Origin of the sequence: Piscibacillus halophilus (genome assembly GCF_900110685.1) — a bacterium.
Classification (GTDB): domain Bacteria; phylum Bacillota; class Bacilli; order Bacillales; family Alkalibacillaceae; genus Piscibacillus; species Piscibacillus halophilus.
Genome location: NZ_FOES01000003.1, coordinates 142,674 through 166,342, shown reverse-complemented (window position 1 = coordinate 166,342; position 23,669 = coordinate 142,674). Strand labels below are relative to the sequence as shown.

General features: G+C 35.8%; 24 protein-coding genes. 6 read left to right on the top strand and 18 right to left on the bottom strand.

Annotated features, from left to right (window positions below):
* Positions 1 to 26 precede the first annotated feature (26 nt).
* The 10 genes from BMY57_RS03190 to BMY57_RS03145 form a co-directional block, all read right to left on the bottom strand.
* Positions 27 to 1,019, bottom strand: coding sequence for a zinc-binding dehydrogenase (locus BMY57_RS03190; RefSeq protein ID WP_091772582.1), 993 nt, complete (start codon positions 1,017 to 1,019; stop codon positions 27 to 29).
* Positions 1,016 to 1,969, bottom strand: a complete 954-nt coding sequence (locus BMY57_RS03185; protein ID WP_091772581.1) for an ArsA family ATPase — start codon at positions 1,967 to 1,969, stop codon at positions 1,016 to 1,018. Before BMY57_RS03185 ends, BMY57_RS03190 begins: the two co-directional genes overlap by 4 nt.
* 15 nt (positions 1,970 to 1,984) lie before the next feature.
* Positions 1,985 to 2,254: a cory-CC-star protein gene (locus BMY57_RS03180; protein ID WP_091772580.1), complete on the bottom strand. Its 270-nt coding sequence runs from the start codon at positions 2,252 to 2,254 to the stop codon at positions 1,985 to 1,987.
* Between the two features lie 445 nt (positions 2,255 to 2,699).
* Positions 2,700 to 4,439 carry a carbon starvation CstA family protein gene (locus BMY57_RS03175; RefSeq protein WP_091772579.1) on the bottom strand — a complete coding sequence of 580 codons (1,740 nt, stop codon included), beginning with the start codon at positions 4,437 to 4,439 and terminating at the stop codon, positions 2,700 to 2,702.
* Positions 4,440 to 4,601: 162 nt separating this feature from the next.
* Positions 4,602 to 5,459, bottom strand: coding sequence for a 5-oxoprolinase subunit C family protein (locus BMY57_RS03170; protein WP_091772578.1), 858 nt, complete (start codon positions 5,457 to 5,459; stop codon positions 4,602 to 4,604).
* A gap of 15 nt (positions 5,460 to 5,474) precedes the next feature.
* The gene (locus BMY57_RS03165; protein ID WP_091772577.1) at positions 5,475 to 6,233 is read right to left on the bottom strand and encodes a LamB/YcsF family protein; all 759 of its coding nucleotides are present in this window, start codon (positions 6,231 to 6,233) and stop codon (positions 5,475 to 5,477) included.
* Complete coding sequence (gene pxpB, locus BMY57_RS03160) at positions 6,220 to 6,933, bottom strand: 5-oxoprolinase subunit PxpB (RefSeq protein WP_091772576.1); 714 nt, start codon at positions 6,931 to 6,933, stop codon at positions 6,220 to 6,222. Before pxpB ends, BMY57_RS03165 begins: the two co-directional genes overlap by 14 nt.
* 1 nt (position 6,934) lies before the next feature.
* The gene (locus tag BMY57_RS03155; RefSeq protein WP_091772575.1) at positions 6,935 to 8,518 is read right to left on the bottom strand and encodes a zinc ribbon domain-containing protein; all 1,584 of its coding nucleotides are present in this window, start codon (positions 8,516 to 8,518) and stop codon (positions 6,935 to 6,937) included.
* Positions 8,515 to 8,907: a zinc ribbon domain-containing protein gene (locus BMY57_RS03150; protein ID WP_091772574.1), complete on the bottom strand. Its 393-nt coding sequence runs from the start codon at positions 8,905 to 8,907 to the stop codon at positions 8,515 to 8,517. The genes BMY57_RS03155 and BMY57_RS03150 overlap by 4 nt, the downstream gene beginning before the upstream one ends.
* A 120-nt stretch (positions 8,908 to 9,027) precedes the next feature.
* Positions 9,028 to 13,383 carry a S8 family serine peptidase gene (locus BMY57_RS03145; RefSeq protein WP_091772593.1) on the bottom strand — a complete coding sequence of 1,452 codons (4,356 nt, stop codon included), beginning with the start codon at positions 13,381 to 13,383 and terminating at the stop codon, positions 9,028 to 9,030.
* 678 nt (positions 13,384 to 14,061) lie between these two features.
* Here BMY57_RS03145 and BMY57_RS03140 point away from each other — a divergent pair.
* Positions 14,062 to 14,661 (top strand): pyroglutamyl-peptidase I, encoded by a 600-nt coding sequence (locus BMY57_RS03140; RefSeq protein ID WP_091772573.1) that lies wholly within the window; start codon positions 14,062 to 14,064, stop codon positions 14,659 to 14,661.
* A 99-nt stretch (positions 14,662 to 14,760) separates the two neighbouring features.
* Here the strand turns inward: BMY57_RS03140 and BMY57_RS03135 are convergent, their stop codons facing one another.
* On the bottom strand, positions 14,761 to 15,321 hold the full coding sequence (locus BMY57_RS03135; RefSeq protein ID WP_091772572.1) for a phosphatidylglycerophosphatase A family protein: 561 nt from the start codon (positions 15,319 to 15,321) through the stop codon (positions 14,761 to 14,763).
* A gap of 159 nt (positions 15,322 to 15,480) precedes the next feature.
* Between BMY57_RS03135 and BMY57_RS03130 the strand changes: the two genes are divergently transcribed.
* The 4 genes from BMY57_RS03130 (at position 15,481) to BMY57_RS03115 (ending at position 18,030) form a co-directional block, all read left to right on the top strand.
* Positions 15,481 to 16,206, top strand: a complete 726-nt coding sequence (locus BMY57_RS03130) for an alpha/beta hydrolase (protein ID WP_091772571.1) — start codon at positions 15,481 to 15,483, stop codon at positions 16,204 to 16,206.
* Positions 16,207 to 16,301: 95 nt separating this feature from the next.
* Entirely contained in the window at positions 16,302 to 16,820 is a 519-nt protein-coding gene (locus tag BMY57_RS03125; RefSeq protein ID WP_091772570.1) for a YjcG family protein, read from the top strand.
* Positions 16,821 to 16,822: 2 nt separating this feature from the next.
* A complete protein-coding gene (locus BMY57_RS03120; protein ID WP_091772569.1) occupies positions 16,823 to 17,248 on the top strand; it encodes a GNAT family N-acetyltransferase in 426 nt (141 codons plus the stop codon).
* Positions 17,249 to 17,349: 101 nt separating this feature from the next.
* On the top strand, positions 17,350 to 18,030 hold the full coding sequence (locus BMY57_RS03115; RefSeq protein ID WP_338157641.1) for a DUF421 domain-containing protein: 681 nt from the start codon (positions 17,350 to 17,352) through the stop codon (positions 18,028 to 18,030).
* Here BMY57_RS03115 and BMY57_RS03110 read toward each other — a convergent pair.
* The 4 genes from BMY57_RS03110 to BMY57_RS03100 form a co-directional block, all read right to left on the bottom strand.
* Positions 18,027 to 18,935 carry an MBL fold metallo-hydrolase gene (locus tag BMY57_RS03110; protein WP_091772567.1) on the bottom strand — a complete coding sequence of 303 codons (909 nt, stop codon included), beginning with the start codon at positions 18,933 to 18,935 and terminating at the stop codon, positions 18,027 to 18,029. The two genes, BMY57_RS03115 and BMY57_RS03110, sit on opposite strands and share 4 nt — an antisense overlap.
* Before the next feature lie 29 nt (positions 18,936 to 18,964).
* On the bottom strand, positions 18,965 to 19,243 hold the full coding sequence (locus BMY57_RS03105) for a hypothetical protein (RefSeq protein WP_091772566.1): 279 nt from the start codon (positions 19,241 to 19,243) through the stop codon (positions 18,965 to 18,967).
* Positions 19,244 to 19,319: 76 nt separating this feature from the next.
* On the bottom strand, positions 19,320 to 19,490 hold the full coding sequence (locus BMY57_RS16005) for a hypothetical protein (RefSeq protein WP_175615394.1): 171 nt from the start codon (positions 19,488 to 19,490) through the stop codon (positions 19,320 to 19,322).
* A 67-nt stretch (positions 19,491 to 19,557) separates the two neighbouring features.
* A complete protein-coding gene (locus BMY57_RS03100; protein ID WP_091772565.1) occupies positions 19,558 to 19,785 on the bottom strand; it encodes a hypothetical protein in 228 nt (75 codons plus the stop codon).
* Positions 19,786 to 19,999: 214 nt separating this feature from the next.
* Between BMY57_RS03100 and BMY57_RS03095 the strand changes: the two genes are divergently transcribed.
* Positions 20,000 to 20,452 (top strand): CotY/CotZ family spore coat protein, encoded by a 453-nt coding sequence (locus BMY57_RS03095; RefSeq protein WP_091772564.1) that lies wholly within the window; start codon positions 20,000 to 20,002, stop codon positions 20,450 to 20,452.
* A 412-nt stretch (positions 20,453 to 20,864) separates the two neighbouring features.
* Here the strand turns inward: BMY57_RS03095 and BMY57_RS03090 are convergent, their stop codons facing one another.
* From BMY57_RS03090 to mgtE, 3 genes are all read right to left on the bottom strand, one after another.
* Positions 20,865 to 21,239: a CotO family spore coat protein gene (locus tag BMY57_RS03090; RefSeq protein ID WP_177176314.1), complete on the bottom strand. Its 375-nt coding sequence runs from the start codon at positions 21,237 to 21,239 to the stop codon at positions 20,865 to 20,867.
* Between the two features lie 122 nt (positions 21,240 to 21,361).
* Positions 21,362 to 22,138 carry an enoyl-ACP reductase FabI gene (gene fabI, locus BMY57_RS03085; RefSeq protein ID WP_091772562.1) on the bottom strand — a complete coding sequence of 259 codons (777 nt, stop codon included), beginning with the start codon at positions 22,136 to 22,138 and terminating at the stop codon, positions 21,362 to 21,364.
* A 121-nt stretch (positions 22,139 to 22,259) separates the two neighbouring features.
* Entirely contained in the window at positions 22,260 to 23,639 is a 1,380-nt protein-coding gene (gene mgtE, locus BMY57_RS03080) for a magnesium transporter (RefSeq protein ID WP_091772561.1), read from the bottom strand.
* Positions 23,640 to 23,669: the final 30 nt, after the last annotated feature.

Below are 23,669 nucleotides of genomic sequence, written 5' to 3'. Positions count from 1 at the left end.
AATTTCTAGCCCATTCAGGCTAGAAATTATGATAGATCGAAACCAATTTTTCCAAAGTTCTTTGTATCTTTTAAATAATTAAAAGCATAATCGTATTCCGATAATTGAAAAGTACGATCAACCTCAGGCTTAATTTGATGTTGTTCAATAAATGCTAACATGGACCTTAACTCTTCCGCACTCCCCATCGTCGATCCTAATAAATTGAATTGACCATAGAAAAAGTGACGAATATCAATCTCAACTGTATCCTCCGTAGTCGCACCAAAGGTAACAATGGTACCACCTTTTCGAATGATTTTAAGAGATTTGTTAAAAGTAGCCCTACCTACACTTTCTATTAATAAATCTACTTTTTCATCCTTTAATTCTTCGTTCCAGTCAGAGTTCGTATCAATAGCCACATCCGCACCTAGCGATTTTGCTTTTTCTAGTTTCTCTTGACTTCTTGATGTAACAATAACTCGTGCTTCTATTGCTTTAGCAAATTTTAATGCGAACGTCAGCACCCCACTACCGATTCCAGGTAGCATAACGGTGTCACCTTTTTTCACTCTGCCTCTTGTAAATAATACACGGTATGCGGTTAAAGCAGCCAGTGGTAAAACACCTGCTTCAATCCAGGATAAATGGTTTGGTTTCGTTTCAACATGATCTTGATCAATGACGATATATTCTCCAAACGTACCATCATCCGGTAAACCAAGAATTTCAAACCCTTCAGGTGGGGCTTCACTAATATTGGCCCATCCTAACCCTGGGTTAATGACGACTTCATCCCCAACCTTCCATTGGCTCACGTCTTCTCCGACTTCCGAAATGACACCAGCTCCATCAGAACCTAATACTAATGGACCACTATCTGGACTGTGCCTATGAGTTACCGCAATATCACGTCGATTCATGCCAGCAGCTTTCAATTGAACTTTAACCTGATTCTTTTTCACTTCGGGTTCACTTACTTCTTTATATGTTAAACCTTCAAGTCCTGCCTTATTTTCATGTACGATCGCTTTCATTTTATTTCCTCCCTTACTAATTGCTTTAAGTGTTTTGAAAATACGTCTAACTTATTTAAATCAGATATATCTTCTTCATATAATGGAACTTTAACTAAATCTTGTTTTTTAAACTCATTTTCCATTTGTTCTAAATATTGCTTTTCAATATGTCTTCTCTTTTCTAAAAATTGTCCATCTGCATGATCTGGTAGAACCTTGTTCACAATTAATGTTTTCACATGTAAATGATATTGGTGTAATTGTTTAATGGCTTGTTTGGTTTCAATAATAGGTAACCGTTCTGGAATCAAAACAAAAATAAATCCTGTTTGTGATTCGTCTAATATAACTTCACGAACGGTAGAAAATTTATCTTTTCGTTTTTGCAAAATCTCATATATAGGGTCGTCTACTGGTTCACCATCGTTTAGGAGTTGGGTATAATTTTCGTTGATCTTCTGACGCTTTTGAAGCATTCCATCAATCCAGACGCTCATAAGCTCTGGAAGCGATAATAATCGAATCGTATGACCAGTCGGTGCTGTATCAAAAATTATTTTATCAAAATGATGTTGTTCTTCTAAAATAATAGATATTAATCGATCAAACAATGCTGCTTCTTCTGCTCCAGGAGATGCGGCAGCTAAATCGATTTGTCGGTTGACTTCTTCTACTAATTTAGATTTAACCAACCCTTGTAAATTACCTTTTACTTGTTCCATATATCGTTCTGTTTCTTTAGTCGAATCAATTTCTATACCCCACAAATGTTCATCTAGCTTCGTTTTTTCATGTGATAATGGTTTATGAAAAATATCTCCTAAATTATGAGCAGGGTCTGTAGAAACAATTAGAGTTTTTAATCCTTGATTAGCACATGCTAAAGCTAATGCTGCTGAAGATGTCGATTTTCCAACACCACCCTTACCACCTATAAATGTTACTTTTTGATTAACGAGTTCATTCATATATCCACACACCCTCTAGCAACAGCGGATTCCATCAAGTGGTGATTTCTCCATCCCCATTCTTAAGTGCCAATCGTGAAATTTTTCTATAATAAAAGGATATAATTCCAAAGTATAATAAAAAGCAGGATTAGGAATCCCTAACATATCCGAATACACGAGTAATAAGAATAAATCATCTTCATCTCTAAGCTCTCTAGCAATTTCTGTTCGATGTGGAACACTTAACATCTCTTCATATAATTCTATTAATTTCTTGAATGAGAACTTTTTGTCATTGTCCATGTTCAACACCCGATTCATTTAGTCATTCAACTATTATTCTATCAAAATCATCAATATTTTCTAAATAATATCCATTCACAAAGATCGCATTCAACTTAATTTTGGTGAATAAATGTTTGAGAACATCAGTTAATGTTATATAACCTCTCTTGTATTGCTTATAAAGGTAAATGATCACTGCTCCTACGTTTTGAAGATCAACATAATTAATTGAAATTTTATCTCCATATTTTTGTTTCCATGAAGAATATAAAACTCCTAACTTATAATGATTTTCCTCTAAATAGTCAAATTCGTTAGGGATTGTGATGAACCCGTCATCACTTATACCCCCGCATCAGCCAGACCCTATGGATTTTGATTGACGAATGATTAAAATGTCAATCATAAACAACACCTCCTGAGTATAATAAAGGCCGTACTTAAGTGAGTACGGCCTTTATTATTAACTTACATTCTCAAGGTCATTGTTCTTCTTTTCTTCTCTAAGCACAGAAATGGATGTAAACACGATCCATAAGGCGAATACAAATACGATGGCTCCTAAAGTAAACAATAACCAATCAGAACTTGCTGCCCATGGTGCCCATTGAGTGAAAACTTGCAAGAACATCGCATATAACGTCATGACCATTAAGAACGCCATTGGAATTAAGGCAGGTAAAATATTACGCCCTTTACGTCCTAAATAAATCGCTAATAGCAGTAAACTAATACCTGCTAATAATTGGTTAGATGTACCGAAAAGCGGCCATAGTAAGTAACCACCTGAACCTAACCCTCTGCTGTCTCCCGGTAATAGAACCAGAATTGTACTAGATACAACCGCTAAAGTTGTTGCTGAATGCTTAGTTGTAATCGATTTAATATTATACTCCATACCAAGCTCAGCAATAATGTAACGCATTAAACGTACAGATGAGTCTAATGTTGTTGCAGCGAAGCTAACAATGATTACTGCTACAATCGTTGCAGCAACTGACTCAGGAATACCAACACCTGATGCCAATACAGCTGCACCATCAACGAAGACATTCAGTCCACCACCTGCTGCATTGTAATCACTATAGAATCCTAAGAAAGCACTTTCAGAATCAAAGAAAGTAACAACAGCAATGATCGCAATTAACGCAAGTAAACCTTCACCTACAGAACCTAAATAACCAACAAAGCGTACATCATTCTCATTATTAAGCTGCTTCGATGTTGTACCACTTGAAACTAATCCATGGAAACCAGAAATCGCACCACAAGCTACTGTAATAAATAATATCGGGAACCACGGCGTATCAGTGGCAGCTGAGTTTGTCATTGGTGCTGTAATCTCTGGTGAAGTAATAAATAAGCCTAAATATAATATTAATAATCCTAAAATTAATTGATGAGAGTTAATAAAATCACGTGGTTGTAGAAGTTTCCATACCGGTAAGGTTGAAGCAATATAAACGTATACCATTAGGATGACTATCCAAATAAGGAACGCCATACTAGTTGTATCAAGACCGAATAAAGTTGTTGCTCCTTCTCCACCTAAGTATCCTTGTACGTCAATCTGCAAGGCAGGTACATAGCTTGTAATAATAGCTGTACCATACATAACGGCTAACGCAGCAATTGACGGCAATAACATGCTCCCGCTACGTTTATAAACATGGTAACCAATCCAAATCGCTAATGGAATTTGTATAAATACTGGTAAAACACTTGATGGGTTATTTATAAATAAGTTCGCAATGACCCATGCAAAAACTGCGTTTACCATTAAAACCAATAGTAAAATAATGAATAAGAATAAGATTTTAGCGCGTTGACCAATTAATTTATTGGCTAGAGTACCAACAGATTGGCCTTTGTTACGAACAGATAAAAATAATGTACCAGAGTCATGTACACCTGCTGCAAATACAGTACCTAAAATAACCCATAAAAATGCAGGTAACCAACCCCAGTATACGGCAATAGCCGGTCCAACAATAGGTGCTGCCCCTGCTACTGATGTAAAATGGTGTCCCCACAATACGAATTTATTTGTTGGGACAAAGTCAACTCCATCTTTAAATTGGTGAGCAGGCGTCTTGTAGTTAGGATCTAGTCGGTAAACTTTTTCTGAGATGTATTTCGAGTAAAAACGATAACCTAAAAAGAAAACAATAAAACCGATTAAAGCTAAATAAATACCACTCAAATCTCTAACCTCCCCTTTGTATGTTGACATTCAATATTGATTTTACCGTTAAATTATCAGAATTTCAAGATAACTCAAATAATATTATTTTAGATACTTAAGTTCACAAAAAACCCCTCATAGAGTCAATTCTCTAAGAGGGATAAAATTGAAAATACGATTTCATTCTACTTTCCAACGTTTGAATTTTACTGTACCGCCTAAAGGAATTTGGACAAAACGCCAAAGATCCTCTGTGTGAATAGTACCGATGATCGGATAACCTCCAGTTGTTTGAGCATCAGCGAGTAACACGGTCGGTTGACCATTATGCGGGATCTGAATGGTACCAAACGTAACTGCCTCCGATAAAATATCATTAAACTTATTTAAACGTAAAGAGGATGAACCCTCTAAACGAGCTCCCATTCGATCACCTTTTATCACGACAAATGATTGTCGGTAAAATTGCTTTATACTAGTGTCATTAAATAATCGTTCATGCGGTCCGGGTATTACTCTAACCTCAATATCATGAGTATAGGTTGGAATTTTGCGTTGTTGAATAGATCTAAAGGAGTCATTATGAATCTTAAATGATTCTATAATATCACCATTTTTTAACCGTTTACCAAAACCAGCTTTTTCATAAGTTGACCTCGAATTCAAATATTTAGGCGAATCAATTCCTCCATCGATAGCAAGGTAACTAACCACTCCATTTTTCGGGCTAGAACAAATTAAATGCTGCCCTTTTTCAAGTAAAATGGGGCTCCACATGTCTATAGGATGGCCTTCAATTTCTGGATAAACCTCGGCACCTGTTAAGGTCAACCATGTATCCTGAAGAGCTTCAACCTGAACACCACCATAAAATATTTCGACCGCTGCATCGTTCCTTTTATTTCCTAGTAAATAATTTGCTTTATGAAAAGCATACTGATCCATCGCACCCGACACCGGAACACCATATGCCCGAAATCCATATCTACCAAGATCTTGTATTGTTGTATATAACCCACTTTTAATAATTTTTAACATACAATCTACCTTACCTTATTGAAAGGATGTAATTTCAATCCCCTTCCCTTTTAGAACCTGTCTAATCATTACAGCGTGATCAAGTGCTGTATGTGAATCGCCATGTAAACAAATCGTATCTGCTTCAAGTGATACCCACTTACCATCTGCTGACTGAACGCATTGATTCAAGGCGATATTCAAGACTTGTTCTTTGATTTCCTCATTTCTATATTTGACAGCATTCTTATCACCTCTTGGCATTAATAGTCCATCACTAGTATAAGTTCGGTCGGCAAATGCTTCACGAATGACCGTTAATCCAAGTTTTTTACCTGCTTTAATTAGGAAACTGTTACATAATCCAAATAATTTTATATCCGAATTAAAATCATAGACAGCTTGAGCAATAGCATTGGCAATCTCATAGTTTAGATTTGCCATATTATAAAGTGCCCCATGTGGCTTAACATGTTGTACCTCGACACCTTCAACTTTAGCAAACCCGTAGAATGCCCCTAATTGGTAAAGAACTAAATCATAGACTTCGTCTGGATTAAGATCAATTCTTCTTCTACCAAACCCTTGTAAATCTAAGAATCCCGGGTGTGCTCCTACTGAGACCCCATGTTCTTTAGCAAGTTTAACAGTTCTTTTAATTGTCGTATAATCTCCTGCGTGAAATCCACAAGCCACATTAGCTGAACTAACAATCTTTAATAACTCATCATCTTGGCCTATTTGGTAAATTCCAAAACTTTCTCCTAAATCAGCGTTTAAATCAATCTTCATTATTTAACCACTCCACTGTAGGTTGAATATCGTTCTTATCGCTATATTGTTCATACAATTTAAGTGAAATCGGCTCAAATTGGATAAAATCACCAGATCGTATTAAAAATGGTTCATCCCTTTTTAAATCAAATAGTTGAACAGGAGAATGTCCAATAATATTCCACCCACCAGGTGATGAAATAGGATAAATTCCTGTTTGTTGGTCCGCAATCCCTACACTGCCAGAATCAACTTGTTGTCGAGGTTCAGATAAACGAGGCGTTGTAAGCCTAGAATCCAACCCTCCTAAATAAGGGAATCCTGGTAAAAAACCAATCATATAGACTAAATACTTTCTAGAAGAATGATAGTGAACCACTTCTTCCTCACTTAGTCCATTATGCTCTGCCACTCTAGTTAAGTCCTCACCATTATAATAAACTGGTATTGTGATAACTCTTACTGATTGATGATCCTCTAATTCAATCTGATTCGTTAATTCTATCAATTTAGTTTTGACGGACTTGAAATCGATTCGACTTGAATCAAAGAAAACTGTCACATTTGTATAAGTTGGAACAAGATCAACAATGAAATCATACGATTTTTCTAACAACAAACGGTAATACGCTTGGACTTTCTGATTAATGATCGAATTAATATTTTCACCAAAAGAGATGGTAATCGTCTGATTGTTCAAGGGATAAACTTTTACCTCCATGTCAACCTTCACTTCTCCTATTTTTCAATGTTAACGATCCTATAATACTTATAACCAAACAGATTAAAAAGGAAACGATCAACATATGGGTAGCTGAAAAACCAATAAAAAAAGAATTACTATCTTCAGTATAGTTCATATCATTAAAATATGTCACCGCCACCGTAAATGCAGATAATGTGATGGCAAATGATGAACTATAGACCACAAATCCTAACCATTTTTCTCTATTTGATAATGATTTAAACGCTCTGGAAAAGATAAAAATGATAATGAGTGTTACTCCCATTAGCACCCATATAAAACTTTCTATAAAGTGAAATCCTTTCTCAAGAAGTTCACTATTTGTCGGGGAATTAAGCTTTTCGAATATTTGATAACTAATCTTTCCAGGCCCCAACTCCCCAAATGTATCGATTTCAATCGTGTTTAAGAAAACAAAATTTATTAAATAGATAGCTATTTGTCCTACTAAAACGACTCCTGATATCAAAGAAGAATCTATTAGAAAATCATATAATTCGATATTTTTTATATAGCTAGTTAGCAAAAGCCAACTAACGAACATAAATACAGAAACTATAGTTAATACAGTTAATAAACTTACCTTTAACCCTTTGACGAAGAATGGTTGGGACCATCCTTTCTTAAATGATAAAACACTTAATATAGTCAGGAAACTAATCAAAAAACTCTTCAAAAGTACATCAAATGATTGATAAATATAACTTGTCACCTGGGTTGAATGACCATGATCGATTTGATGAGTTGAATCCATGAATAAACTAAACAAAAAAATGATTAAACTATAAACAACACTAAATGATATCGCTTGAATAACCCAATCCTGCCAATTATTGATTTTGGCTTTAAATGAGTAAGCTAATCCTGCTATGGCTAGGGATAATAAAGCTAAGAAAAAGTAAAAAACTAACCCTGGGCGTGAAGTCGTTTGATATCCATGAAAAGTCTCTTGTTCTGATTGATCAGTGAGCGATACTGAAACTTTAGATAAATTAGCAAATAATATAATGTCAAAAGGTGACAAAATTGAATTTATGTCTTCAGTACCTTCCAATCGATCTAATTGATCGAGTCCACCAGTAGCCTCCAATTTCATTTGATTGTAACTGTCTGTTAAATATCGATAATTATAAATCCATTCGACTTGTTCAAACCCTTCTGGCACTTCTGGATGAAAAGCTTCTTCGCTTCGGTCAGATGTATTCTGAACAATATTTAAGATTAATGATGAAAATACAATTAAAAGTGCAATAGATAACAATACAAAAGGTATAACTCTAATCATAGATTTATTAACTTCTTTAAGTGTTTTTCTATAATGAGGATGATGACTCTTCATTTCTACTTCATTCACATGGACACGCTCAACCGACTCTCCACATACATGGCAATATTGATGATGCTCTTCCTGATCTGCACCACAGCTAAAACAGGTTTGTTGATAGTTTTGAGGGCGGATTAAATTAATATTTTTACTTGATTTATGTAATGGTTGTCCATCTTCAATACAATATATTGCATGTTCAAGGTTCGCTGTACCGCATTTAGTACAATAAATCACAAAACTCCCCCCTGATGATGTTGGAGCCTAGATCCACAAACATAACAAAATGAGGCTTCTATCATAATTTCAGTGTTACAATCCTCACAGACAATAGATTCGTTACTTTGATTTTCTTCAACTGCTTTGCCACAATGACCACAATATTCATCTTCAACATCTAAGGTATTGCCACACACACATCGAATGATTTCCTCTTTATGTATTTCTTTTAATTTAAGGTGTATTTTTTGATCAAGTTCAGTAATTTTATCGCCTATTTCTTTTAATTCATCACTATATATTTGCCCTATTCGATATTGATAATATACAGATTGACCAAGCTTTGTAAGCCACAAAACCTTGTGATCTTTAAGGCGTTCTATCTCTCTTACTATGTATTCACTCATCGTCTATCCTCCAATTAATCATTAATTGTCTATATTTTAACATACAAAAAATTCAAATTAATGCATTAAATTCTATAAATAAAAAAGGTGTAGAGCACTGAGCCCTACACCTAGATTTGATTAATGTTTAGTAAGACCAAGACCTAAGCTTTTACCATTTCCGTTTACTAAACCAAGACCTAAGCCTCTGTCATTACCTTTATCTTTTTTACCTTTTTTATCTTTTTTACCTTTTTTACCTTTTTTATCTTTTCCTTTATCTTTTCCATTGCCGTTATCATTTTTAACGACATTTATTTTACCCTCAGCTAATTCAAGTGTCTGGTTACCAAAGTCATCTGTAGCTTTAACTTGAATGACGCCCCCTTCTGCTTCTAAACCTTTAGGAGCAGTCCAGTATCCAATGTAGTGTCCATCTTCGATTTCGAGCATTGGTAACTCTGTAGCATTTTGAATACTATTTGTTAATGGCATGAAGATAGAGAATCTTGCATCTAAGCCTGATTCACTATCAAACTCAATGATAACAGTTTCGCCAGCTTCAACAGTTTGATCTTCCACTGGAGTTAGATTTTCAACGACTGGATCTGTATAGTCAGCTTGAACAACTATTGTTTCTGAACTACTGTTACCAGCTAAGTCGTATGCGTTAACTTCAATCGCATTTTCTCCTTCTTCAAGGATAATACGTTTAGAATATTGACCATCTTCAACTGCCGCTTCTTGACCGTTCACTTCTACATAATCTAAATGGTCATCGCTAACTTCACCTTCAACTGTAACAGTTTCAGTGTTCAACATATCACCATCAGATGGATTATCAATAGTGAATTCAGGTGCAGCTGTATCCAGTGTAACCGATACAACTTCAGATTCGTTAGCTTGTTCACCATTTACAAAGTTAACAGCTTGTAGGTCATTTTCTCCTTCTTCAAGTTCAACTGGTATGCTAAATTCACCATCATCACCAATTTCGACTTCCGCAACTTCTTCACCATTATTTTGTAGTGATACAGTTGTGGTTGGAGAAGCTGTACCTTCAACTGTTATCTCTGTATCATTTGTAATCAGGCCATTAGACGGGTTCGTAATTTGAACATCATCTACAGCATAATCTACACGAGCTCTAATCATGTAGTTACCTTCATCTGCTGGAGATTGTGACCAAGCTCCACCTACAGATTGATAACTTCTTTCAGCATAAGGACCATTTTCATCCGTTGCTAGACCTGGTACGTTCGGATTGGCACCAGTTTGTACATAAACCATATAGAAATCGCCATCTACTTGAATGTTATATTCACGTAAATCAACAATGGTCCACTCATCTAGATCACGGATAGCTTCAGCTTCAACAGGTCCTGCTAACTTTTCACCTGGTAAACCATCTGGACCTTCAGCATCCCAAACCTCAACTGCGAAGTCGGTTCCACCTGGTGTTGGCCAGTCTGTACCATGGAACTGGAAGACACCGTCAGTGACGATCCCTTCATCTTCACCTTCTGGTAGAGACATCTTAACAGCCCATTTATTTCCTGCATCGTAGAAAGCACGAGCATTTTCAGCTGTTCCATCATCGTAACCAATTTCTCCACCTGGGTAAGTGAACATTGGTTCTAATTCAATATCAAGAACTTGATCTCCATCTAGGTTTACTTCCATTTCAGTTCCATGGAATCCTTGAGCGTAAACCTTAAGAGTATAAGTTCCTTCATATGCTGTAAGGTCATAGTTACCATTAGCATCTGTTTCTACAGGATCAACATTTGCATCTTCTACTAATAGTAACGTTGCACCCTCAACTGGGTCTCCTGAATTAGCACTTGTAATAGTTCCAGATAAGGTCGCTTGTGGTAACTCTTCTAAAACAAAGTCAGCCGTTACCGACTCATCTGCTTCTAAGTTAACGGTTTGTTCTTCTGAAGCATAACCATAAGACTCTGCTACAACTGTGAATTCACCTGCAGGGTGAACGAATGAATAACTTCCGTCAGCAGGGTTTGTATTAACTGATTTTCCACTTTCAAGTACAGATACCTGTGCCCCAAGTGGAAGTAAATTGATTTCATTTTCAACTTCTACAGAATCTGAAGAAGGCTTAACCATTAAAGGTTCAATCTTAGATGGATCAACTTCTGGTGCATCTTTTTCAACTTTATCTTTTGCTGGTTGAATTTCAACAGTATTCGAACCTACTGATGTGTCAGATAGTGTAACATCATCAATATACCAACCAGACCTTGTAATAATACTATCTGTTTCTAGGTTGAACGCGATATATACACGTTCACCGGCATATTCAGACAGATCTAATTCTACAGTGTTCCATGATTCATCATCACCTGTTAACTCAAGTAATGATTCCCAATTTTCCATGTCTTGTGAAATAAAGACATTACCATAATCCCATCCAGATTCGATATTGTACCAGTTTTCAAACTGCAGGTACGATTCGCCTTCTGGTAGGTCAATTGGTGGCATTAGAAGTGTTGAGTTTTCGCTGTTATTATAATCGCCTGATAAGCTAGTTGCATAAACGTTTTCACCTGAGACCGCTTCTTCTGGTCCACTTGTTGGTGCACCGCGTTCCCAAGAAACATTTTCACCGTATACTTGCCAACCAACAGCCGGGTTTTCAAAGTCAGCAGAATAACCAACTGAAATACCAGAATCAATTGCCACAGTATACTCATCACTTACAACTTCATTACCGCCAAAATCAGTAACCGTAATCGTGTAAGTTAATTCACCTTCTAAAATATCTTCACCAGGAATTGTAGCTACATAAGTTCCTGATTTGAAATTACCTTCAGTGCGTGTTGCTTCAACAGTGTTTTCATCTCCGTTTTCATTAACATAGTTAACTTCAACAGATGTTACACTGACGTTATCCTCTGCTTGGATTTCTAAATCTAAATCCATTTCAGAGAATGCTTGTTCCGGACCTTCATGTTCAAATGAAGGCGCCTCATTATCTTCACCTTCAACGGAAACTTGTCCTTCAATTGTTCCTAGTCCATCTGCGACAGCTGAAACAGCATTGTAGGCATCCACTAAACCATGTCCAAAACCATTGTTAGGTGATTCTGGATAATCTTCATTCGTTAATGGTAATGCCGTCGACATTAATATTTCTTCAAGTTCATCAACTGATAAATTATTATTTGCTTCTAATATTAATGCCACAATACCTGATACAGCTGGCCCTGCCATTGATGTTCCATTCCATCCGCCTTCATATCCTCCCCCTGGGACAGTAGAACGAATGTTAACACCTGGTGCTGAAATTTCTGGCTTGATTTCATCATATGGTGAAGGACCTTCTAGCGAGAAGCTCGCTAAATTATTATTGCTATCAGTAGCACCTGTAGCAAAAGATTCAGGATAGTTCGCTGGAACTGCTACAGATCCTGGTCCGCCTGGATTTGTAAGTGTTGTATTACCTGCAGAGAACTCAGGGAAAATTCCTGCTGCTCTCCAAGCAGTGACAACATCACGGTACCATTCATCTAACCCAGGTCCACCACCCCAAGAGTTATTAACAACATCCGGAGCTTTAGTTACATCGCCACCTGGAGCTAGCATCCACTCACCAGCCGCAATAAGTCCCGTATCGGTACCACTACCACTAGCACTTAATGCTTTTGCATGAATGAACTTAGCTCCTGGAGCTACACCTACTTGGTTAGATCCATCTGGCTCACTACCGACCATTGTTCCGGTAACGTGTGTACCATGTCCGTGATCATCATAAGCTTCTTCATTACCATTTATAGCATCAAAGAAACTATAAGTGTGATCAACCTCACCAGTAGCTGCATCATAACCACGGTATTTTTCTTGTAAACCAGGGTGTTCCCAATCAGCGCCTGTGTCAATTGCGCCGACTACGATTCCTGTTCCATCAATTCCCATATCCCAAACTTGCGGTGCGTTAACTTGCTCTACGTTCCATTCTACATTAGTGATTTCAGACTGTATTTCCTCTGCGTCTGAATCAACTTCTGTTCCGATTAATTGTCTAGTTTCATCTGGTAATAGCTTCTCAACTTCGTTAAAGCTAGCTATTTTTTCAGCAACTTCTTTAGTTCCTGTTACAGCAATAGCGTTAACGATATGATAAGAACGGAAATCTTCAACCGTTCCATTTTGTTGTGCTTCTTCTAAAAACTCTTTTACATTCCCTTGACTAGCAAGAGCTGTCATTTTCAATTCAGAGATTACAGAAGAACGTTGAGAATATTCTACATTCATTGGTGATAAACCTTGATTCTGTGCATTACTTTTTGCTTCCTCTGAAACCTTTTGAACATCTGCTTTTTCTTTGAACTTAACTAAAAATGTTACTTTATCTTCTGAGTCAAATTCTTCTGTTAGTCGGTTACTTACTTTTTGTTGCACCGTCGTCTTGTTTGAATCATTCAATGAAGTTGATGCATTACCTGTTTCCGCAAACATCATGCTCGGCATTGCCATCGTCCATATTAAAGTAAATGAAACGATGATCTTTACCCATCTAGACAATATTGTTCCTCCTCCCGATTTTTAAGGCTTCTGTCAACACCATTGGTGAAGTGAAACCTAGCTCTTTCCCCCTTCCGATTTAAAAAGTTTATTTCTAATGTAGAATCATGAATGTTAATGTTAATATAGTAGAAATAGAGAAACGAATGTTGTCAAAAAATGTCGATTTTTATGAGGTCTTTTTCAATTTGATTACAAAGTAATAACATTTTAGGTCAGTAGTGTGAAACTTGTCCTACATCTATTAGATATATTGTACTAAATTTCTGAATAAATCGAATATTATTATAATAATTGGCAAGTCTGTACTAGTTGTTTTTCTTAAATAATCATCATTAGCTTTATTTGAGGTACAAAATGACCTCGCCATTAACAAATGTTGGATTTTTGTGAATTGAAATGACTAAACTTAAAGTTGGTGAAGTTATGTATTGACTTAAAGCCAAAAAATCTATAGGAAAAATTAGAGGGGGTAATCGTTCACGGTTCAAGAAATTTCGACAATTAATTGTTGAACCAAGTAAATTACATACAAGAATTGTAATGAAACTGAGTACATTACAATCAAATTAAATATTTACAATTACTGAAACAATTAGGTTTTTAAGACTATTATAAGGGGGAGTTATGATGAAAAAACTATTACTGACCGGGTTTGAACCATTTTTAAACTTTAAGACCAACCCAACCATGGAAGTAGCGAAAGGCTTAGACGGAAAGTCAATTCAAGAATATGAAATCTCGAGTAAAATTTTATCCGTTGACTTTAGCCAGTCAGGAAGTGAAATGATCCAAGCCATCAAAGAAGTCAAACCAGATGTGGTCGTCGCACTTGGCCTTGCTGGAAATCGAAAACACATTACACCTGAAAGAATTGCGATTAATTGTAACGATGGACCTGAGGATAATAAAGGTTATAAACCTGCTGGAGAAAAAATATTTGATAATGGTCCAGATGGGTATTTCTCAACTTTGCCCATTCGAGATATGGTGGACGAAATGAAACAAAAGGAGTATCCTGCTTCTATTTCGAATACAGCAGGAACTTATTTATGTAATAATGTCATGTATCATGCACTTCACTATGCAAAAATTAATGGACTTAATTACAGAGCTGGTTTTATTCATATACCACCTTCACATGAAATGGCGATTCAGCAACCTCAACTTTCAAGCTGGTCCCAACAAGACCTTAATCGAGCTATTGAAATTGCGTTAAGAGTTCTTTAATGGTTCGAACTTTAACCTTACCTTTAATATATCTACCCTTTTCACGGACAATATGCAGGCTATAGCATTTCTCGCGAAAAGGGTTTTTAATCTAATCAGTTATAAACGATCTTCCTCATCACGTAAAACTATATCTTCATCACTCATTCCATCCTGTATATCTCGATGACGATGAGCAATTCTACTTGAAGCATTCGCAGCAATACTCCCTACAATATCATCCAAAAATGTATGACAGCGTTCCCCTTCCTTAGTGTCTAGCTTTTCTATGACACCTACCTTCTGTTTATCTAAATGACCATAAGTCGTAACGGCAATACTTCCATAGCCTAACGCGGCACCTAAGGCAATTGTTTCATCCACTCCAAATAATCCCTCATCTTGTGCAATTAATGATTGTAATGGTTCTGATAACAGCCCTTTTTCTGCTAAAACATCTAATTCGACACCAACTAAAATCGCATGCTGAATTTCTCTTTTTTCAAGGACACGATCAACACTTTCGATACAATCTTCCATCGTTAAAGTATCGTTATACGGTGCTTGCATCTTAAACACTACTTCTGCTACATCTTTTATGGATACTCCGCGTTCATGTAAACGCTGGCGAGCAGCTCTTTCAACGTCTTGACTTCTTATATGTGAATGAATCGTCATCATGATTCCTCCTTATATCTACATTATATCACTAGACAAGTATAGACTTATTAAATATTCAGAAAATAATCGATCATGTCTTAATATTAGATTAATAAAGAAATTGTGATAAAATTATTTTGAAAGTTCTATATTCAACTAGACGTTTTGGAGGTTTTAATTTTGGGAAGACAGGGTACGATGTTAGATAAGGAAATTAACAGTGACTATTTAGATGAAACACTAGTCGTCAAAATTTATAAACCTAAGAATTTCTCTTCTCTATACAAATATCACATTTGTATTATGCAAGATGGTAATGATTACTATCAATTAGGACGAGCTGCCACTGTCAGTGATCGGTTACATGAGCAAAAAGAAATTGAAAATACCATTTTCGTTGGTATTCACTATAAAGATCGTTACGACCGTTGGGATAAATATCACCCCGAAGGCCAAAAAAATGAAGCTTATATGAAATTTTTAGTCTTCGAAGCTCTTCCTATGCTCGACCGTGAATTACCAAGCTATCATGTCGGTTCTACAAGAGTTTTAATGGGAGATTCGTTAGGCGGAACTATTTCGTTAATGACCGCTCTTAAATATCCGAACAATTTTGGCAAAATCATTATGCAATCGCCATATGTAGATGATCAAGTGATAAAAGCGGTCAACCATTCTTCAGAGATTCAAAATATGTCCATCTATCACACAATCGGTTTAGATGAAACCGAAGTTCCAACTACTAAAGGAGAACAGGATGATTTCTTAACACCGAATCGTGAACTACATGGCATTTTAAAAGAAAAAGTAAATGATTATACTTATAAAGAACTCGAAGGTAAACACACTTGGAAACAGTGGCAAAAAGACTTACCTGAAGCTTTAAAACAAATTTTTGGAAATTAAGCCTTTTGAATGAAGAAAAATGATTTCGTTTTTTGTTATAATAGATATTAGATTTTGTAGAATCGTGCAGTTTTATAATTTAGGAGGGATTAATCATGTCAACATTAAAATATGGTATTGCTATTTTTCCATCAAAAGAAATCCAAGATCTCGCAAACTCTTACCGCAAAAGGTATGATCCCAGATATAATAAAATTCCACCGCATATTACCTTAAAAGAGCGTTTTGAAGCAACAAAAGAAGAAATTAATGATTTTACATCCGAACTTGAAAAAATCGCAAAAGAAATTGAACCATTCGATATCGAAATTAAAAAAGTAAGTTCATTCAGTCCTGTGACAAATACCGTTTATCTAAAGGTAGAACCAAATGAAAGCCTAACAACACTCAATAAACGTATGAACGAAGGGAAGCTTCCTAAATCACAACAATTTGCTTTCGTCCCTCACATTACCATTAGTCAAGAATTATCAGAGGACGAGCATTCAGATGTATATGGAAGTATGAGAATGTTAGAGTTTGACTTAAAAGACCATATTGATCGCTTCCAATTGTTATATCAGTTAGAAGATGGCTCATGGACTGTATATGAAACCTTTAAGTTAGGAAATTAATCATGAACGTCAATCAAGTGCAATCTAAAAAACAATTGGAAGACGCTTATCAAGTTCGAACTAAAGTCTTTATTGAAGAACAACATGTACCACCAGAGATTGAAGTTGATGAACATGAAGGCGATGCGGTGCATTTTGTAGGTTACCTCAATGATCAGCCAATTGCTGCAAGTCGTTTAAGAATTATTGATGATTCGGGAAAACTTGAACGCATCTGTGTATTAAAAGATCACCGTGGACAACATTATGGTGTTCAGATGATTGAAGCAATGGAGCAATACTTAACTCAACAAAATGTATCAAAATCAAAACTTAATGCTCAAACTCATGCAGAAGATTTCTATAAAAAACTTGGGTATCACACCATTTCTAATGAATTTATGGATGCTGGTATACCACATGTTACGATGGTTAAAGAATTAAACTGACTCGCTAAATAGCGTGTCAGTTTTTTTAATTTTTGTTAGGTATGAGAACCTTAGTCCTTGCCTATAATGTTTAAGAGACATTTGACATAGGACTGGGGAAGGTGACACTTTTGGATTTTCTTAGAATATTTGTTGAAAGCTTAGTAGGATTTACCGCTTTATTTGTATTAACAAAAGTATTAGGTAAATCACAAATTACACAGATTACTGCCTTTGACTTTATTTCCGCACTAGTATTAGGTGAATTAGTTGGAAATGCTTTATTCGACCCAGAAGTGGGTATATCTATGATTTTATTTGCAGTTGCTATTTGGGGAACGTTTATTTATGTAACAGAATGGTTCACACAAAAATTTAGAAGAACCAGAACATACCTTGAAGGAAAACCTTCATTGGTGATTCGACGTGGGCAAATACAACGCGATATTATGAAAGAATGTAAATTAGATATGAACCAATTAATGCATCTGTTAAGAGATAAAGATGTTTTTTCAATACAAGAGGTCGAGTACGCTATATTTGAAACAGATGGCTCCATTAACGTCTTAAAAAAATATATTTATCAAACCCCTACAAATGCATTTTTTAATGCAACACCTAGGGAAACGATACTACCAATATCAGTTATTTCAGATGGTGAATTACTTCAAGAAAATATAGCTGAAATAGAGTGGGATCAAAGCCAAATTTTAGAAGAGATCGATAAACAAGGGTTAACATTAGAAGACGTTATGTATGCAGAATATCACAAAGAGGAAGGATTGTATGTGATGCCATACTAAGATCCTTCCTCTCCATTTATTTTAAACATCCAGCGATAATGCTGAATGTAGTGCTTGACTTTCTCTTCATTAATTAGTGCAGTTAAATAAGCTGTTACAGCAGTTTTAAACAATAAAAATGGACCTAACGAAGAGCTTTTCACGCCCATATCAGCACAAAACACCGATACGAGTTCCTCGTGTGAGATAGTTTGCTTGTCTAAAATAATACAGTATACCTTATGTAATAAATCTTGATGATATTCTATATTTTTATCAATCGTCTCTTTAAAATCTATTTCATATAAACCATGTCCAGGTACTGCACCATCCGCTTGGACATTTTTTAATTTTTCCAAACTTAATAGTGTCTTTTCTACACTCGTAATATATGGAATCTTATGTTTGTGAAGTTCATCTTTACCGAAATAACTATCCGCAGCATATAAAATACCATTTACTTTTAAAGCCATTTGATTATAACTATGTCCCGGAGTAGCAATCGTTTCAAAATGAAAACGGTCGACTTGGTGTTGTCCTTCATTCACTTCTATATCTATTTTAATAGGTGGACCTTCTAAAAATTTGTTGCGAAGTTCATCTAAAGGATCATTACCAGAGAATAGATAGGTTGGTTCTAAGATGGGGTTTGCTAAAATTACGGACTCAAATGTCGGGGCTATAATTTTTACACCATAATTTTTAACTAAATAAGATGCACCGCCATAGTGATCAGCATGTGCATGTGTAATAAACAAATGAGTAATCGGTAGTCCTTGTTCTTCTAATTGACGTACAACTTTACGAATAGCAGATCGGTCAATCGCGGCATCAATCAGCATTCCTTGGTCATGATTTCTTACATAACCTACATTGACAGAGCTACAGAACACATAACATTGGTCATTGAGCTGCTTCATTTCCATGAATATGACTCCTTTAAGAGATCCTATTATTATATTGATTCGCTAAAATGCTGACCTTTTCCTGTTATTTCTGCTAACTCTTCGGGATTTTTAGAGACATATTTTGAACGGTCGGATTGGTAAACGGAATTTTTTTGCCCAGATGTAGGTTTATGGTTAAATTGTTTTTCTCTATTATGTCTCTTAATCTCTTGAAATTCCGTTCTAAAAACACGTTCTAAAGCAACATTTGACCTTCTTTTATTAGAAATGTGACGGCTTTGATATTGACTATATTGGTGAAAATCAACCGGTAGTAAATATCCCATCAACACCCCTCCTTTATTTACGAATTCCCTATTTTTATAAAATTATTCGTAAATTGTAAGAGCTATGTGTCCGTTTTTATTCTTTAAACCACTCTTCCATTTTCTTACCAAAGTCTTCAAGTTGTTTTTCATCCTTTGATAGTTGTTTTTCCCAGTCTAATAGTTTGTCGTATTCTTTTTTATTTTTCTCTTCTGTATGCTTTCCTATTTCTAAAAGAATTTTTTCAAGATCTTTGAGCCATTTCATCAATTATCCTCCTTGAGATAAAAGAACCCGCATGACCTCATACGAGTTCTTTCCTAAACCATATAACTTATATCCAGAAGAATGGTGGACGACGATCCTCATCTTCTTTATCTGAATCATTCTCTTCTTCTATGTCTTCTACTTTCATTTCTTCTGTCGTTTCCATTTCCTCGTCTCTACGTCGTCTGCGAGGTCCCCAGAAGAAATCATGTTCCTTTTCAGGACGTTCGAATACTACATTATCTGCCTTAATAACTAAATCTTTAACTCTGATCTCCTTTCTCTCCGCAGCCACAAACCTTCACTCCTTCCAACAAAATTTACGTTAATAGTATATTCGACCAATTATTTTCAGCATGGTCACATGACCTATATAAAGTTAAAATATCGAAAATGCATAAGACCTTTTAAGAAAAAATCAAAACACTGGCAATTGCCCACACCCTACCATGTCTTATGCATAGATTATTAACGTAAGAAAGGTCAGATGAGTAGAAAGGAGAATGACTATGTCTTGTCGCGGAAAAGATCATACAGAAAACTGTGTGTGTGACATTCTACGTCAAATTGTAGACGCACAAAACGACATCGTCGAGCATGATTGTGATGTAAGCTGTAAACAATCGATTGAGGATTTATTGGGAGATCGAACCTCTCCAGCAGGATTAGATACGGTTCCTGTATTATTATATTGTGAATGTAAAACATTCAAAGGTTTTGGTGCTATGAATGACCAAAACAATACAGTAGTTGCAAGCTTTTACTTCCGCGTGAAGAAAGTAGACGATGATTGCTGTGCAGTACTTGAATTACTACGCGACCCTGCAGATTCTGACAGAAATCCAAAAGATCCAACTGATCAAAAAACAGCGAACTTAAGAGCTACAGGAATCTGCATCAATGTCGACCTTAAATGCTTCTGCCACGTTACTTGTTTACCAGCTGTCGATGCTATCAACTAATCACTATAAAAAGGGACTTCGCAACCAGTTTTGCGAAGTCCCTTTTTTATGTTCTTGACATTCAAATAAATGTAAGAACAAGTATGTAATTTATTCACTAATTAATGATTCTCTCATTCTTTTTCTATAACATCATAATCAGGAACATGTCGATCTTCAAAATCCCTTAAATTAAGTTCTTGAATTATGAATTTAACTTTTTGTTGATTAAATAGATACTTATTAAACAAATCAGTAACAAAATAACAATCAATATTGTCATCAAAAAATTGCACCACCATGGAAACCATTCATTTTATGGCCTGTATTTTTTTATAGCATTATAACACGTCAAACTAACGAGAACCAACTTATCAGAAAGTAACCTATACCCTTAGAGCCCAAAAATAAAAGCCCGCTGATATAAGCAGGCTTAAAAACCAATGATTTGTATATCCAGTAAATCTTCAACGTTGATAATTCTTCTTCTCGGTGTTTCTCTCACGATCAAATGAACTTTCTCAGCATTTGCTTTTTCTACCGTTCCTGTTAAAGATCCTTCTTTTGTTAAAAAGCGGCATTTAAGTACTGGTAATGTTTCTTGAAGGTTCATAATATATTCTAATTTATCTTGAGTTGATAGTGATTGAAACCGGCTTCGACTGGATCGTTTTGCTGCCTTGACTTCTTTTTCTTTTGAATTTTTTTGATGTGCACTGTAAAAAGCTGATTGAGACTCAACTTCGGGAATAGAGTTCTGATTTTGGTCAATATATAATAAAGGTGGTTTCGTACGACGATCTTCCATCTGATATACTCCTTTCATATGACTCTAACCCATTTTATGCACAAACACCCAATGACGTGAGATGATTAATAAGAAACAAAAAGACCCTTCCCATTTAACTGGAAAGAGTCTAGATCTCATTATTAATATCCTAAGATATTGTATCCTGAGTCAACATGAATGATTTCACCCGTGACACCTCTTGATAAATCACTCATTAAGAAGTAAGCTGCATCTCCAACCTCTTCTTTTGTAACTGGTTTACGTAGTGGAGAACGTTCTTCAATTTCTTTTAAAATCGCGTTAAAGTCTCCAACACCTTTAGCGGATACAGTTCGAATTGGCCCTGCAGAAATAGCATTTACACGAACACCATACTTACCTAGATCATTAGCTAAATAACGCATGGTCGCATCTAAGCTTGCCTTAGCAACACCCATAACATTATAGTTTTCAACAACACGTTCTCCACCAAGATAAGTAAGAGTAAGAATACTCCCACCTTCAGTCATCAGGTCCTTGGCAACACGTGATACTGCCGCTAAAGAGAACGCGCTAATATCATGTGCTAAGTGGAACCCATCTCTTGATGTATTCAAAAACTCACCTTTTAATTCTTCACGTTTCGCAAATGCAATACAATGGGCTAATCCATGAATAACCCCTACATCATTTTTAATATCTGCGAAAGTTTTTTCAATAGCTTCATCAGATGTGACATCACATTCATAAAATAAAGAATCATCTCTGTCTAATGTGTCAGCTAAATCGCGTACTGGTTTTTCAAAACGCTCGTTTGCATAAGTAAACACTAAACGTGCACCAGCATTATGTAAGGATTGTGCAATCCCCCATGCAATACTACGTCTGTTCGCAACACCCATGACAACATAAGTACGGCCTTCTAGCGAAAAATTCATTTATTACGCCTCCTGAAATTATACAAATTTTTATGATTTAATATTAGTACCTAGTCCTATTTTATAAAAAAAATAAAAAATACTCAATCGATAATTCAATAAAGATTGAGTATTTTGTTTTTCAACTTAAATATTCCATAAACATCGTAGCAAGACCGAAGTAAATGATGACTGAAATAATATCATTAATCGTCGTAATAAAAGGCCCACTTGCTACTGCAGGGTCAATTTTTATTTTATGCATCAATAAAGGTAGAAAAGCTCCAGCAATGGTGGCTACAATCAATGAAGCCATTATGGAAATCCCAACAACTAAACCTAAAAAGATTTGGTCAACTCCTTGCCATACCACAACGATTAATATGATGACGGCTCCGCAAGTAATACCAGTAATAAATCCAGTTAACGACTCACGTAATAAACGTTTTAAAACTCCTTCACTCATCGCATCACCTGTCGCAATTCCCCGAACCGTTACCGCAAGTGCTTGTGTTCCAGTATTTCCTGCCATCCCGGCAATTAAAGGTATAAATACGGCTAGTAATGCGACTTGTTCAATTGTTTGTTCAAATTGTCCAATTAAACTTGCTGTAATCATTCCTAAAAATAATAATATGATTAGCCATGGAAGGCGTTTTTTAGCAGCATCAACTGCACTTAAATCATTTCGATCCATATCTGTTACGGCTGCTAATTTAGAGTAGTCATCACTTGCCTCTTCATCCATAACGTCTAAAATATCATCAACCGTAATAATTCCTAATAGATGTTTTTTAAAATCTACAACTGGTAATGCTAGAAAGTCGTAATCACGCATTAGTTTTGCAATCGACTCCTGATCATCCCCAGCGGATGCATATACGACTCGTTCACTCATGATGTCACTAACAATCCACTCTTCTTCCGAAATAATTAAATCTCTAAGTGATATAACACCAACTAATCGTTTATCATCATCTGTAACAAACACATAATAAATAGTCTCCGCGTCTGGAGCTTTTTCTCTTAGATGTAACATTGCTTGCCTGATGGTCATATTTTGATTGACGACGACATATTCCGTCGTCATGATACTACCAGCGGTTCTTTCTTCGTAATGGAGTAAATTCTTGATTTCTCGAGCTTCTTCCCTATTCATTAAAGTCAGGTAGCTTGCAATTTGGTTACGCTCTAATGTATTCATAATATCGACTGCATCATCAGTTGATAATTCATCGAATATTTGCGCTGCGAAACGAGGGTTCATTTCCGTAATGATTTCCCCTACATTTTCTAATTCAAAATGCTCTATAATCTCTGACATCTCATCAGGCGATAGATAAGTATAAATTTGAAGACGAATTTCTTTTGGTAAATTTATAAAAATATTCGCCTGGTCATACGGGTGTAATTCTAGAAATTCTGACCTAAACAAATCGATGGAATCTTCCTCTAATGCTCTATTAATTTTCTCTATAATTAGTTCGTATTCTAAGCTTTTATGGTTTTGCTTGATTTCCATCATGACCCCTCCTTCAGACGAATTCAATAT